Source organism: Pseudomonas sp. N40(2020) (assembly GCF_014472415.1).
GTDB lineage: Bacteria > Pseudomonadota > Gammaproteobacteria > Pseudomonadales > Pseudomonadaceae > Aquipseudomonas.
In genome coordinates this window covers 137,781-151,026 of record NZ_JACSZV010000003.1, presented here as the reverse complement: position 1 = coordinate 151,026, position 13,246 = coordinate 137,781, and the positions used below count along the sequence as shown (strand labels likewise).

11 protein-coding genes are annotated in these 13,246 nt (G+C 61.1%); 7 read left to right on the top strand and 4 right to left on the bottom strand.

All coding sequences use genetic code 11. The features are described from left to right. Together gmd and IAI51_RS03480 are read right to left on the bottom strand one after the other, a co-directional pair. A complete protein-coding gene (gene gmd, locus IAI51_RS03485) occupies positions 1-972 on the bottom strand; it encodes a GDP-mannose 4,6-dehydratase (protein WP_187677218.1) in 972 nt (323 codons plus the stop codon). Further along, complete coding sequence (locus tag IAI51_RS03480; protein ID WP_187677217.1) at positions 969-1,883, bottom strand: GDP-mannose 4,6-dehydratase; 915 nt, start codon at positions 1,881-1,883, stop codon at positions 969-971. Before IAI51_RS03480 ends, gmd begins: the two co-directional genes overlap by 4 nt. Positions 1,884-2,310: 427 nt before the next feature. Here IAI51_RS03480 and IAI51_RS03475 point away from each other — a divergent pair, with 427 nt between their 5' ends. The 6 genes from IAI51_RS03475 to IAI51_RS03450 are packed head-to-tail and all read left to right on the top strand — an operon-like array spanning position 2,311 to position 10,513. Beyond that, positions 2,311-3,888 (top strand): glycosyltransferase, encoded by a 1,578-nt coding sequence (locus tag IAI51_RS03475; RefSeq protein ID WP_262410285.1) that lies wholly within the window; start codon positions 2,311-2,313, stop codon positions 3,886-3,888. Beyond that, positions 3,882-5,183: a glycosyltransferase gene (locus tag IAI51_RS03470; RefSeq protein ID WP_187677215.1), complete on the top strand. Its 1,302-nt coding sequence runs from the start codon at positions 3,882-3,884 to the stop codon at positions 5,181-5,183. Before IAI51_RS03475 ends, IAI51_RS03470 begins: the two co-directional genes overlap by 7 nt. Then, positions 5,180-6,334 (top strand): acyltransferase family protein, encoded by a 1,155-nt coding sequence (locus IAI51_RS03465; RefSeq protein WP_187677214.1) that lies wholly within the window; start codon positions 5,180-5,182, stop codon positions 6,332-6,334. Before IAI51_RS03470 ends, IAI51_RS03465 begins: the two co-directional genes overlap by 4 nt. Further along, the gene (locus IAI51_RS03460) at positions 6,328-7,143 is read left to right on the top strand and encodes a class I SAM-dependent methyltransferase (RefSeq protein WP_187677213.1); all 816 of its coding nucleotides are present in this window, start codon (positions 6,328-6,330) and stop codon (positions 7,141-7,143) included. Before IAI51_RS03465 ends, IAI51_RS03460 begins: the two co-directional genes overlap by 7 nt. A gap of 60 nt (positions 7,144-7,203) precedes the next feature. Beyond that, a complete protein-coding gene (locus tag IAI51_RS03455; RefSeq protein ID WP_187677212.1) occupies positions 7,204-8,388 on the top strand; it encodes a DUF3142 domain-containing protein in 1,185 nt (394 codons plus the stop codon). Then, on the top strand, positions 8,375-10,513 hold the full coding sequence (locus IAI51_RS03450; RefSeq protein ID WP_187677211.1) for a hypothetical protein: 2,139 nt from the start codon (positions 8,375-8,377) through the stop codon (positions 10,511-10,513). The genes IAI51_RS03455 and IAI51_RS03450 overlap by 14 nt, the downstream gene beginning before the upstream one ends. On the opposite strand, the gene IAI51_RS03445 is transcribed toward IAI51_RS03450, so the two are convergent. Then, positions 10,510-11,139 carry a LysE family translocator gene (locus IAI51_RS03445; protein WP_187677210.1) on the bottom strand — a complete coding sequence of 210 codons (630 nt, stop codon included), beginning with the start codon at positions 11,137-11,139 and terminating at the stop codon, positions 10,510-10,512. The two genes, IAI51_RS03450 and IAI51_RS03445, sit on opposite strands and share 4 nt — an antisense overlap. 144 nt (positions 11,140-11,283) lie before the next feature. On the opposite strand from IAI51_RS03445, the gene IAI51_RS03440 reads away from it, so the two are divergent. Then, positions 11,284-11,757, top strand: coding sequence for an Lrp/AsnC family transcriptional regulator (locus tag IAI51_RS03440; protein ID WP_187677209.1), 474 nt, complete (start codon positions 11,284-11,286; stop codon positions 11,755-11,757). A gap of 86 nt (positions 11,758-11,843) precedes the next feature. On the opposite strand, the gene lpdA is transcribed toward IAI51_RS03440, so the two are convergent. Beyond that, a complete protein-coding gene (lpdA, locus tag IAI51_RS03435) occupies positions 11,844-13,244 on the bottom strand; it encodes a dihydrolipoyl dehydrogenase (RefSeq protein ID WP_187677208.1) in 1,401 nt (466 codons plus the stop codon). Between the last annotated feature and the right edge of the window lie 2 nt (positions 13,245-13,246).

Sequence of the window (13,246 nt, the reverse complement as noted above, 5' to 3'; positions counted from 1 at the left end):
CTACTCCTTGGCGACGCGTTTCATGTCCGCATCCATCATCATGCGGATCAAGGTATCCAGGTCGGTTTTCGGCTTCCAGCCCAGCACGCGCTGAGCCTTGGCCGGGTTGCCGAGCAGCACTTCGACTTCAGCCGGGCGGAAGAACGCCGGGTCGATCTTCACGTAGTCGCGGTAGTTGAGGCTGACGTGATCGAAGGCGATACGGCACATTTCCCGCACCGTGGTGGTGACACCGGTGGCGACCACAAAATCGTCTGGCTTGTCTTGTTGCAGCATCAGCCACATGGCTTCGACGTAGTCGCCGGCGAACCCCCAGTCGCGTTTGGCGTCGATGTTGCCCAGGGCCAGCTCCTGCTGTTTGCCCTGTTTGATGCGGGCGGCGGCATCGGTGACCTTGCGGGTGACGAACTCGATGCCACGCAGCGGCGATTCGTGGTTGAACAGGATGCCGCTGCTGGCGTGCAGGTTGAAACTTTCGCGGTAGTTGACGGTGATCCAGTGGCCATACAGTTTCGCCACGCCGTATGGGCTGCGCGGGTAGAACGGGGTGTTCTCGTCCTGTTGCTCAGCCTGGATCAGACCAAACATTTCACTGGTCGAGGCCTGATAGAAGCGGGTGTGCGGGCTGAACTGGCGGATCGCTTCGAGGATATGAGTAACGCCCAGGCCATCGACGATGCCGGTGGTCACCGGTTGATTCCACGACGCGGCGACGAAACTCTGCGCGGCGAGGTTATAGATTTCGTCCGGAGCCGATTGAATGACCGCACGTTGTACCGAGCAGGCATCGGCCATGTCACCGTCCAGATAGACAATGTCGGCTTCGACGCCCATTTCGCGCAGGCGCCAGCGCGAATCGCTGCTGCGCCGTGCCACGAAGCCATAAACCTTGTAGCCCTTGTCGAGCAACAATTTGGCTAGATACGCGCCGTCCTGGCCGGTGATCCCTGTGATCAGTGCACTTTTTGTCATTCTTGTCGTACTCGCGTCTCCCAGTCGGACAGGATCGCCCGCAGGGATTGTTGTGTGGTGATGTCTGGCGCCCATCCTGTGGTTTTGGCCAGTTTTGCGTGGCTGCCGCAAACGCGGCGCTGATCGGCGCGACGCATGCGCGCCGGGTCCTGAACCAGTTGCATCTCGACTTCGGCCAGATCCGCCAACTGCTCGATCAGGCTGCGGATGCTTTGCTCGCGCCCCGAGCAGATGTTGTAGACCTGCCCCGGCTGGCCTTTTTCGAGCAGCGCGAAGTAGGCCGATACGACATCGCCGACATCGAGGAAATCACGCGTCACGTCGATGTCGCCGACTTCCAGTTGCGGCGCTTGCAGGCCTTGTTTGATGCGACTGATCTGGCGCGCAGCGCTGGCGATGACAAAGCTGTCTTTCTGCCCGGTGCCGATATGGTTGAACGGGCGCGCCACCAGCACCGGCCAGTGCTCGCTCAGGCCCCATTGCAGGCTGAGAAACTCTGCCGAGAGTTTGCTCACCGCGTAAGGGTTGCGCGGGCAGGGCGGTTGTTGTTCGGTGATCGGCAGATCGCTTTCGGCCACCTGGCCATAAACGTCGCCGGAGCTGACGTACAGGAAGGTGCCGGCGAAGCCGCGAGCCTTGAGCGCCTGCAAGAGATTGAGGGTGCCAAAAACATTGATATCGAGGGTGCGGGCCGGATCGCGGAAGGCTTCGGGGACGAAGGTCTGCCCGGCCAGATGAATCACCGCGTCGGGCATCTGCGGCCACAGGTCGCTGAGGCTGCCGGCATCCGTGAGGTCGTAGGGCGATGCGGCAGGCAGCAGCTCCCACGACGAATCGGGCAAGGTCAGACGTGACTGAATATGTTGTCCCACGAAGCCACTGAGACCCGTGATGAACAGACGCTTTTTCAAACAGCGACCCCTTGGTCTTGAACTTGCGCCACTTTCCCACAGGCTTTGAGGGTAAGTCTGTCAGACCGGTAGAAAAAACCGGCAGGACGACAGGCGAAGTCTTTGTTGTAGTTGTTTGTTACCAATCTGTGCCAATTGCACAGCAATTTCAACTGGCCAAACCGTGACTGGTCAGTTCTCGTTAGCGTAGACCGATTTATTCTCGCCGGGCGGTTCACGGATCCTTTGCGGATGTGTTTAGAATGCCCCTCGTCGCCATTCCCGTCGGTTCGCCGTGGGCATTGTGCAACGGGGTGAAACTGACCACTAAAACAAGAACAAAGACGTGCCTGAAGATGAAGGACAAGCACCGGTGATGCCGACTTGATCCGACGCCGGGCCGTCATAGCATGAGGCTGCCGGGATGGCGGCTTCATCGTGGGATGCCATGAATTTCATTCTTCACTCGGACGTCAACGACAGCTCCATCAGCCAGAGCCTGGGACGTCCCGAATACAGCTATTACTTTGTGCTCAAGGCCTATCGCCCGATACTCGAGAGTCTCGGTCAGGTGCACATTGTGTCGTCCAGCGCCGAAGTCGATCCGCTTTATCGCCAACTGCTCGCCGCCGGCGAAGACAGCGTGTTCCTGTCATTCACCCCGCCACAGAAAACTCCGGTCGATCTGCAATGCCCGACGATTTGCGTGGTCGCGTGGGAGTTCGATTCGATCCCCGATGAGCAGTGGGATAACGATCCGCGCCATGACTGGACGCAGATGTTTGCACGTCAGGGCCGGGTCATCACCTTGTCGAGCCACACCGCCCGAGCCATTCGCCGGGCCATGGGCGAAGACTTTCCGGTGTTGGTGTTGCCGACGCCGCTGTGGGAGAACTTTGCGGCGATTCGCGAGCAGCACGTCTGTAGGCCGATCAATCCGGGCGCGGTGCTTTCCATCAAGGGCTGCATCTTCGATACCCGAACGCTCGGATTGTCGGCCGATGCGTTGATCCCGACACCACTGACCGCCGAGCAGGAAGCGGCTTTGGCCGCCGAACTCGAGGCCGCCCGACCGCCACCGCTGACCTTCAAACGTCGCTTGATCATTGCCCGGCATTACCTGCGTCTGTGGTTGCTGAATGCAGGGCGCGACTACGCGCCACCGCTGCCGCGGTCGAAGTTTTTGTACAACTGGTATTGGGAAGGGGTTCGCGATCGGGTCCCGGACGAATTGCACGGCTGGCTCGAAAAACGCCTGCCGGCCATTTGCGGCCCGCAACCGGTACCGGTTATCGAACCCGAGCCGCTGAACCTGCCGGACACCTCGGCGGTGGTCGACATAGCGGTCGACGGCGTGATCTACGTCAGCGTGTTCAACCCCAAGGATGGCCGCAAGAACTGGCATCAACTGATCACCGCGTTCTGCTGGGCCTTGCGCGAAAGAGCCGATGCGACACTGGTGCTGAAGATCACCCAGAACGATCTGGCGTCTTACTACAGCGAGTTAATGACCTTGCTCGCGCAGCTTTCACCCTTTGCTTGCCGGGTGGTGGTGATGCACGGTTATCTGGACGACGCGCAATACGCCAGGCTTTATGGCGCCGCCAGTTTCTACGTAAATGCCTCGCGTTGCGAAGGGCTGTGTCTACCGTTGATGGAATTCATGTCCAGCGGCAAACCGGTGATCGCACCGGATCACACGGCCATGGAAGACTACATCGACGAGTCGGTGGCGTTCGTGGTCAAGTCCAGTGAGGAACTCACTATCTGGCCGCAGGACAGTCGCATCATCTATCGCACACTGCGTCATCGACCCGACTGGGGTTCGCTGAGAAGTGCTTATGAACACAGCTATCGAATGGCCAAAACGCAGCCTGAGGATTACCAGCGCCTGTCGGCTGCTGCGATTGCACGGATGCATGATTACTGCGCGTTCGCGCCGGTGCAAAAGCGCATGGCTGATTTTTTCGGACTGGTGCCGCGCACCCTCGATGCTGTGCCAGTGACGGATAGCGCCTCATGCTGATCATCATCCATTCTGAAACCAACCAGCACACCATCGCGCAGAACCTGGGCCGTTCGGAATACAGCTACTACTTCGTGCTCAAGGAGTATCGCCCGGTACTCGAGCGCCTCGGGCGCGTGGTGGAAGTGGCAGACCCGCAGGTCGAAGTCGATGCGCTCTATCTGGAGTGTCTGGCTCGGGGCGAGCCCTGTGTGTTCCTGTCGTTTTCCCCGCCGCATCGCACGCCGGTGAACCTGGCATGTCCGACGCTCCCGGTGTTTGCATGGGAATTCAGCACGATCCCCAACGAACCGTTTGCCGGTGAGCCGCGTAATGACTGGCGCACCGTGCTGCACGCTTGCGGTGCTGCCATTACCCATTCCAGCTACACGGTCAACGCCGTGCGCGAAGCAATGGAGGCTGATTACCCGATTGTCGCGGTGCCGGCGCCGGTATGGGATCGCTTCGCAGCCCGCGGCGCGCAGTTGCAAGGGCAGTCGCCGGTGGCTACGGTGCGATTGAAGATCAAAGGCCTGGTGGCCGACAGTCGAAAACTGGATCTGAATGCCTTCGGCCCGATGCATTTGCGCAGTGGCAAAGGCATCGACTTTGAGGCGCCCCTCACCGAGCAGGAGCTGCTGCTTGACGGTGTGGTGTACACCTCGGTGTTCAATCCCGGTGATGGGCGCAAGAATTGGGAAGACATGCTCAGCGCGTTCTGCGTGAGTTTTCGCGACATCGAAGACGCCACGCTGGTGCTCAAGCTCACGCACCACGATGCCGAAGAAGCGCTGAGCGACATCCTGCATCACCTGTACAAAAATCAGTCTTATCGCTGCCGTATCGTGCTGATCTACGGCTACCTTGCCGACCCCGACTACGAGCGACTGGTCCAGGCCACTCGTTATGTAGTGAATACGTCATACGGCGAGGGCCAATGCTTGCCGCTGATGGAATTCATGTCGTGCGGCAAACCGGCGGTGGCCCCGCGCACCACCGCGATGATCGATTACCTGAGCGCCGAAAATGCGTTCCTGATCGAGTCGACCGATGAACTCACAGCCTGGCCGCACGACCCACGCAAGGCCTTTCGTACGCTGCGCTACATGACCAACTGGGCGTCGTTGTGCGCGGCCTATCGGGAAAGTTATGCAGTGGCAAAAAACGACCCGGCGCGCTATGCCCGGATGTCGGCGCAAGCGGTCAGCAGCCTGCAAGCGTTCTGCAGCCAGGCAGTCGCTGAACAGCGGTTACGGGTTTTCTTTGCGCAGTTGTTCGAGCGCCGTGGTGTGACCGTGGAAACCCCCGGAGCATGAACAGCAAACGGATCATGGACATTGAGGTCCTGCGTGCGATCGCGGTGCTGGGGGTGCTGTTCCATCACTTGCAGGGCAGCCTGTTTACCGACCCGGTGCCGCTGCTGGTAAAAATTCACGCATGGGCCCAGCCGTGGTGGGGCGTCGATCTGTTTTTCGCCATCTCCGGTTTTGTTATCGCCCGTGGCCTGATCCCGGTGCTGCAAGGTTGCACAACCCGCCAGGAATACTGGCAACAGACGCGCAACTTCTGGCTGCGCCGGGCTTTTCGGCTGTTGCCATCGGCCTGGTTATGGTTGGCTCTGATGCTGCTGGCGTGTGTGTTTCTCAATCGTTCGGGCGCGTTCGGTTCGCTGTACGCCAACCTGCAAGCAACGCTGGCGGGTGTGTTGCAGTACGCCAACTTCCGTTTTGCCGACAGCTTCTTCCAGTACGAGTACGGCAGCAGTTTCGTCTACTGGAGCCTGTCACTGGAGGAGCAGTTCTACCTGCTGTTTCCGCTGTTGATTCTGCTCTGTCGCAAGCATCTGGTCTGGGCCTTGCTGGCGCTGGTCGCCGTGCAGATTTTCACGATGCGCACGCCATTGCTGATGGTCGTGCGCACCGACGCCCTGGCTCTCGGCGTGCTGTTGGCAATGTGGAGTGTGCAGCCGGGTTATCAGCGCTGGCAGCCGACGTGTCTGCGCAGGCCCTGGCTCGGGATTTTGGCCTTGATCGCTACCGGTTTGCTGATGAGTTTCATGGCGACCGACCGTTTCACCTTCGCCAATTACCGCATCGGTTCGATCGCGCTGCTCAGCGCGGTGCTGGTCTGGATTGCTTCTTACAACCGTGACTATCTGTTGCCCGCCGGCCATGCGCAACGGCTGATGGCGTGGATCGGCAGCCGCTCCTACGGTATCTATCTGATCCACATTCCGGCCTATCAACTGGTGCGTGAACTGATTTTCCGGCTACAGAGCGCCGGTCTGCCAAGCCCTGCCGGCCATCCGATTCTAACGCTGGTAATCGCTTTCGGCCTGATCGCGCTGCTCAGCGAACTCAATTACCGTTTCATCGAAATGCCTATGCGCAACCGCGGCGCAGCACTGGTCAAACGCCTCGGTACGTCACCCACCGCCGTCCCATCCTCTGGAGCCACCTCATGCTGAGCCTTTTGAAGAAACTCACGGCGGCGACGTCTGCACAGCCTGCCGTTGCGGTCGCCGAGAAGACTGATCCGTACATGCTCGGCCTGCACGACGCGATGCTCAGCGGCTGGTTCAACCAGGCAACCGGCGAGCTGTTCACAGGCTTTCCCGTGAGCGCTGACGACACGCTGCTGGATGTCGGCTGCGGTGATGGTGGCAACGTGCATTTCTGCGGTATGCGTGGGGCGAAGATCATCATTGCCGACATCGACGGCGCCAAGGTCGAGGCGACGCGTCAGCGTCTGAGCGACACCCCGGCGCGCGATATCGAATGCCACGTCACCGACTGCAATCCGCTGCCGATTGCCGACGCGACAGCGACGCGCGTGGTGTCCACCGAAGTCATTGAACACGTCGACGACCCCGCGCAGTTTCTCGCCGAACTGGTGCGCGTCGGCAAGCCGGGCGCGTTGTACCTGTTGAGCGTGCCGCACCCGAGCTCCGAAGACTTGCAAAAAGACATCGCGGCGCCGGAGTATTTCCAGAAGCCCAACCACATCCGGATCATCAGCGAAGAGCAGTTCAAGGCCATGGTCAGTGAGGCCGGCCTTGAGATCATCAGCCACAGCCAGTACGGCTTTTACTGGTCGATGTGGATGCTGCTGTTCTGGGAAGCCAAGGTCGATTTCAGTAACCCTGATCATCCACTGCTCAATCATTGGGCCGACACCTGGCAGGCGGTGCTGGACTCGCCACGCGGGGCGCAGATCAAGCAGGCGCTGGATGCGGTCGTGGCGAAAAGTCAGGTGATCATCGCCCGTAAGCCTTGAAGCTTTTGCAACTGAGTTTTGTGTAACCTTGCAGCCCTGTGTGTCAGGGGTTTGCAAGGTATGCGCTTTATCGTCGGTCTGTTGGCTTTGCTCATGCTGTCTGCCTGTGAACAGCAGAGCGCAGCGCCACTCGATCAGCAACTCTACGTCTGGCAACGCCAGTGGACGTCGGCCCATGAGGCGGCGTTGCGTGATAGCCGCAGTGAATTTTCCACCTTGCGGGTGCTTGCGTTGCAGGCGTTCCCGAATGCCGGGTGGAGCCGCGCGCGTATCGACCCACAGTTGCTGAAAAGCGATGGCCGCCCGCTGATTGCGGTGATTCGCCTCGATGGCCAACTCAAGGCGCTGGATCAGCAACAGGTCACGGCGCAGACCCTTCAGCTCATCAATGACTGGCAGGCGCTGGGCCTGACCCTGAGTGGCGTGGAAATCGACCACGATGCCGGCAATGCGCGGCTGCCGGCCTATGCAGAATTTCTCACACATCTACGCTCGGCACTCCCGCAATCGTTGCCTCTGAGCATTACCGCGCTGCCGGCCTGGCTCGACAGTGCGCAATTGCCGACATTGTTGGCGACAGTCGACAGCAGCGTGCTGCAAGTGCATGCCGTCAGCGACCCGCGACGCGGCTTGTTCGACGCTGAGCAGGCGCGGCGTTGGGCCGAGGCCTGGGGGGAAATCACCCGCAAACCGTTTTATCTGGCGTTGCCCGCCTACGGTGTGGCGCTGTTGCCGGATGTCGACGGCGCGCCGGTGGTGGAAAGTGAGGTGCCGCTTGAGCGTGGCGGTCAGCGCCGAGAACTGCTCGCAGATCCAGTGCAACTGAGCCAACTCGGCAAAGCGCTGCGGGACGATCCACCCACGCATCTGGCCGGGTTGATCTGGTTTCGCTTGCCGCTGGTCAATGACCGCCGCGCCTGGAGCCTGACCACGCTGCGCGCCGTTGCGCGGGGCGATGAGTTGCACAGCCCACTCGCCCTCAGCGTCAGTGAACACAGCGGCCTCTACGACCTCCGACTCGACAATGCCGGCAACCTCGACAGCGCCTGGCCCGCACGTATCACCGTGAAAGCCAGCGACTGCGAAGGCGCCGACGCGCTCGCCGGTTATTCATTGCAACAGAGCCCGGATCTGCTTACCTTCACCCGCCTTCGCAACGGTCGCTTGCCGGCGAACGGGCAGCGCGCCATCGGTTGGGCGCGCTGTGCATTTATTGATCAAGGAGGTTCGCATGTTGACCCGTAACTGGCCCCGCCATCTGCTCTGCCTGAGCCTCTGTCTGCCGCTGGGCTCGGCGCTGGCCTGCGGCCCGGACTTCCCGATGCGCCTGCTCGACAATCGCGGGCAGACGCTGGCCGATCTGCCCGAAGGCAACTTCAACTTCGAAATCAGCCGCTTGGGCAAAGCGATCGCCGGGCTGAAAAACCCCGCACCTGCCGCCGACAATGCGAACGCTATTTACGCCGAGCCGGCGGAGCCTGCCGAGGAGCGCAACAAGGCTGAAGCCGCCGGCCTGACCGATGAACAGCAAGCACTGGTTACGCGTCTGCGCGGGCTTACCGATGCCCGCGACGCTTATACACAGGGCAGCAGTCTGCCGGCGGAAATCCGTCTGTATGTGGCGGGAGCGGTGGCCTTCAATGTCGGCGAGCATCAACTGGCGGTCGATTATTTCCGCCAACTGCTGGCGCTACCGGCGGATCAGCGCCCGTTGCGCAGTACGTGGGCAGCGTATTCCGAGGGGCGCGCGCTGTTCGCCATGAGCGCCGAGGCTGACGACATGCTCGATCCGCTGGAGCAGGCGATCTCGGCGTTTCGCCAGACCCGGCAACTGAGCATCGACGGTTTCAGCGATCCGTTGGGGCTGGGTGTCGCCAGCCTCGGGGAAGAGGCGCGAGCGTCGCGTATGGCCGGTGGCTGGGACGATGCGATCAATCTTTATGCAGCGCAGAGCGTGCACGGTTCACCGGTTGGCTACACCTCGCTGAAACAACTGGCGAACGAGTTGGCCGACATGCCCGAGCCGGAATTGGCCAAGCTGATGCAACACGAAGAGGTGCAGAAACTGGTCACCGCATCGTTGCTCAGCCGCCTCGGCTGGTCGTTTGGCGATGAACCGCCGAACGAAAAGAAACTGGTCAAGCTTCTGCAAAACAGTACCCGTGGCACCTTCGACAACGCCGATCGATTGGCAGCGGTGAATTATCAGCAGGGCGACTACGCCAGCGCCAAAGCCTTCCTCGAACACGCTGGCGACGGTGGTCTCGCGTGGTGGCTGCGAGCGAAACTGGCAGTGCGCGACGGTGACAAGAATGCGGCGGCAGCCGCCTATGCGAAAGCCGCGCAGGCCTTCCCGCAAAACGAAGACTGGGGCTTTCGACGCACGCCGGACTGGGCACTGGAAACGGTCCAGCCGAAATGCCGGGTCGAGGGCGAAAGCGCGATTCTGGCGTTGCAACGCGGTGAGTACCTGCAAGCCTTCGTCCAGCTGTATCGCAGCAACAGCATTTATTGGTTCGATGCCGCGACGGTCGCCGAACGCGTGCTGACCGTCGACGAACTCAAGCAGTATGTCGACGCCAACGTGCCGGCTCCGCCGGCGCTGACTCAAGAGCAGCGTGACAATTACGTGCCGCTGCCCGTCGCCGCCAGCCTGCGCAATCTGCTGGGCCGGCGTTTGCTGCGCGAAGGGCATTACGCAGAGGCCGTCGGCTATTTCGACAATGCCGATCTGCAGAACAAGGCCCGCCTCTACGGCGAGCAAAGACTGAAAGCCGATTCCGCCTGGTGGCCGACCAAGCGCGCCAGTGCGCTGTACAACGCGGCGTGGACGGCCCGTGAGTGGGGCATGGATATCCTCGGTTACGAGATGGCCCCGGATTACGCCACGTTCGGCGGCAATTACAGCCTGGAAACCGCCGAGCTGAAAATCGGTCCGTTGGTATCCGAAGCCGAGGTTCAACGCCAAAAGGCCAGTGAAGCGCAGCCCGATCAGCGTTATCACTATCGCTTTGTTGCCACCGCGCTGGCCAATCGCGCCGCCGACAACCTGCCGCACACGAGTCAGGCGTTCGCCGCCGTGCTGTGTTCCGCCGCTGGTTGGAACAGCAGCCTGGAAGATCAGAGCGCGTTGTATCAGCGTTACGTGAAGGAAGGCGCTTACGTGCCGTGGGCAGTGGATTTCGGCAATCAGTGCCCGTACCCGGATTTCGAAAACGCCGACAAGCGCTACGTCACCCAAGTCACCGACGCTGTCCGCGCGGGCCTGCGACCGTACAAGTGGCCGGTGCAGATCGGCGCGATTGTGCTGGCGGTCGGCGCGGCGTTGTTGCTGATCACTCGTCGCCAGCGCAAGGCTCGCAAGGGTTAAGCCTGCTGGATGAACGTCAGGCGCACCGCGAAGCCGATCAACAGGCTGCCGAACAGCCATTGTTGAACCCGTTGCGCCGTTGGACTGTGTTGCAGCCAACGGCCCAGCGCGGCACCGGCCAGGGCGTAGATGCTGTCGAACAGCAGGCCTATGCCGACCAGCAACAGGCCGAGCAGGGCGAACTGGCTCAGCACCGGTGCGCCGTCGGTGACGATGAATTGCGGCAGCAGCACCGAGCAGAACAGCAACGCTTTGGGGTTGAGCAGATTGGTCAGCAAACCACGGCGGATCGCTTCGCGCCATTGCCCGCGTGCCTCGGTAACATCCCCGGCATTCAGGCTCGGCACCAGCGTGCTGCGCAGGCATTGAATGCCGATCCACAGCAGATACGCCGCCCCGGCGAGGCGCACCACTTCGAACGTCCACGGCGCAGCCTTGAACAGCGCCGACAGCCCCAACGCCGCCAATACCACGTGACATGCGCGGGCAATCGCCAAGCCTATTACGGTGGCCAGCGCCGCACCGCGGCCCTGTCGGGCGCCAGTTTGCAGCAGCAGAATCATGTCCGGCCCGGGCAACAGAAACACCACCGCCAATGCCAGGAAAAACAGCCATAGACTCGCCACGTCACACTCCTTTCGTTGTCGATTCGGTGACGTCAGTCTAGAGGCGAAGGGCGAGGCAGGTGCTTGCGTAGTCCGCTTCAAAATGCCTCTGTATTGGCATAACCTGATTTCTTTTTGCGCTCTCGCCATCAGGATCTGCCAACCATGAAACTCGACGCCTTCGACCGCAAGATTCTCGCCGCCCTGCAACGTGACGGACGCTTGAGCAATGTCGAGCTGGCGGATGAGATCGGCCTGTCGGCGTCGCCGTGTTTGCGGCGGGTGCGGATGCTGGAAGAGGCGGGGGTGATTCGCGGCTATCAGGCCAACGTGGATCGCGATGAGGTGGGGCTGGGATTGACGGTGTTTGTCGGGGTTAAGGTCGAGCGCCACAACGACGAACAGGCCGAAGCTTTTTACGCGGCCGTCACCGCGTTGCCGGAGGTGATTTCAGCGTTTCTGGTATCGGGGGAATCGGACTTTCTGCTGCAAGTGGTGGTGCCGGATCTGCGTGCGTATGACCGGTTTCTCAGTGGTTGCCTATTGAAGCTGCCGGGCGTGAGTGATATCCGCAGCAACTTTGCGATTCACACGGTGAAGACGCCGGGCGCCTTGCCGCTGGGGCATCTTCCATCCTGAAAACCGAAAAGATCGCAGCCTTCGCCAGCTCCTAAAGGGTACGCATTTCAGGTAGGAGCTGCCGGAGGCTGCGATCTTTTGATCTTCTACATCTGCGTCGCCATCCCCTCCACATTCATCGCGGCCTGGCGCAGCGCCTCGGAGCGAGTCGGGTGCGGGTGGCAGGTCAGGGCGACGTCCTCGGCCGAAGCGCTGAATTCCATCGCCACACAAAACTCGCCAATCATTTCGCTTACGTTGGGGCCGACCAGGTGCACGCCGAGCACTTCATCCGTGCGCTCATCAGCAAGGACTTTGGCAAAACCATCAGTCTCGTGGTTGATCTTCGCCCGGCTGTTGGCGGTGAACGGAAACTTGCCGACCTTGTAGGCGCGGCCCTCAGCTTTGAGCTGCTCTTCAGTCTTGCCGACGCTGGCCAGCTCCGGTTTGGTGTAGATCACGTTGGGGATCAGGTCGTAATTGACCTCGCCGGCCTTGCCGTGGATCTGCTCGACGCAAGCCATGGCTTCGTCTTCAGCCTTGTGCGCGAGCATCGGCCCGGACGTGACGTCGCCGATCACCCAGACCCCCGGAGCTTCGGTGCGATGTTGTTTGTTGGCGAGCATGCCGCGTTTGTCGGTGCTCAGGCCGACGTTCTCCAGGCCCAGGCCTTGGGTGTAGGGGCGGCGACCGATGGCCACCAGCACGTAATCCGCCTCCAGTAACTCAGCCGTGCCGCCCGCGGCCGGTTCGACGCTGAGTTGTACGCTATTGGCCGAAGTGGTGGCGCTGGTGACTTTCGAGCTCAATTTGAACGCGATGCCTTGCTTGCTGAGTGAGCGTTGCAGGGTTTTACCTGCCTCGCCATCGACGCCGGGGCAGATGCGGTCGAGGTATTCGACCACGGTGACCTGCGCGCCGAGACGGCGCCACACCGAACCTAATTCGAGGCCGATCACGCCGGCGCCGATCACCACCAGATGCCTGGGCACTTCGCTCAGTGACAACGCGCCGGTCGAATCGAGAATGCGCTGGTTGTCGATCTCGACCCCGGGCAGGGGCGTGGGCTCGGAACCGGTAGCAATGATGATGTCCTTGGCGGTCAGCTCGATCTTGCTGCCCTGATCGCCTGTCACGGTGACCTTGCCCGGGCCGTCGATGTGGCCCCAGCCTTTGATCCAGTCGACCTTGTTCTTGCGAAACAGAAACTCGATGCCTTTGGTCAGGCCGGTCACGCTTTCGTCTTTCTGCTTCATCATCTGCGCGAGATTGAGCGTCGGTTTGACCTCGATGCCGAGATTGGCGAATTCCGCACCCATGGCCGCATCGTAAAGCTCGGAGGCGTGCAGCAAGGCTTTGGACGGCATGCAACCGACGTTCAGGCAGGTGCCGCCGAGGGTCGCGCGACCTTCAACGCAGGCAGCCTTGAGGCCCGACTGGCCTGCGCGGATGGCCGCGTTATAGCCACCGGGGCCGCCGCCCAGAATCACTACGTCATAGTTGCTCATGC

What these genes read in the sequence shown, in the direction of transcription:
- gmd (WP_187677218.1), bottom strand. Translation starts at nt 972, where the DNA reads ATGACAAAAAGTGCACTGATCACAGGGATCACCGGCCAGGACGGCGCG.
- IAI51_RS03475 (WP_262410285.1), top strand. Translation starts at nt 2,311, where the DNA reads ATGAATTTCATTCTTCACTCGGACGTCAACGACAGCTCCATCAGCCAG.
- IAI51_RS03470 (WP_187677215.1), top strand. Translation starts at nt 3,882, where the DNA reads ATGCTGATCATCATCCATTCTGAAACCAACCAGCACACCATCGCGCAG.
- IAI51_RS03465 (WP_187677214.1), top strand. Translation starts at nt 5,180, where the DNA reads ATGAACAGCAAACGGATCATGGACATTGAGGTCCTGCGTGCGATCGCG.
- IAI51_RS03460 (WP_187677213.1), top strand. Translation starts at nt 6,328, where the DNA reads ATGCTGAGCCTTTTGAAGAAACTCACGGCGGCGACGTCTGCACAGCCT.
- IAI51_RS03455 (WP_187677212.1), top strand. Translation starts at nt 7,204, where the DNA reads ATGCGCTTTATCGTCGGTCTGTTGGCTTTGCTCATGCTGTCTGCCTGT.
- IAI51_RS03450 (WP_187677211.1), top strand. Translation starts at nt 8,375, where the DNA reads ATGTTGACCCGTAACTGGCCCCGCCATCTGCTCTGCCTGAGCCTCTGT.
- IAI51_RS03440 (WP_187677209.1), top strand. Translation starts at nt 11,284, where the DNA reads ATGAAACTCGACGCCTTCGACCGCAAGATTCTCGCCGCCCTGCAACGT.
- lpdA (WP_187677208.1), bottom strand. Translation starts at nt 13,244, where the DNA reads ATGAGCAACTATGACGTAGTGATTCTGGGCGGCGGCCCCGGTGGCTAT.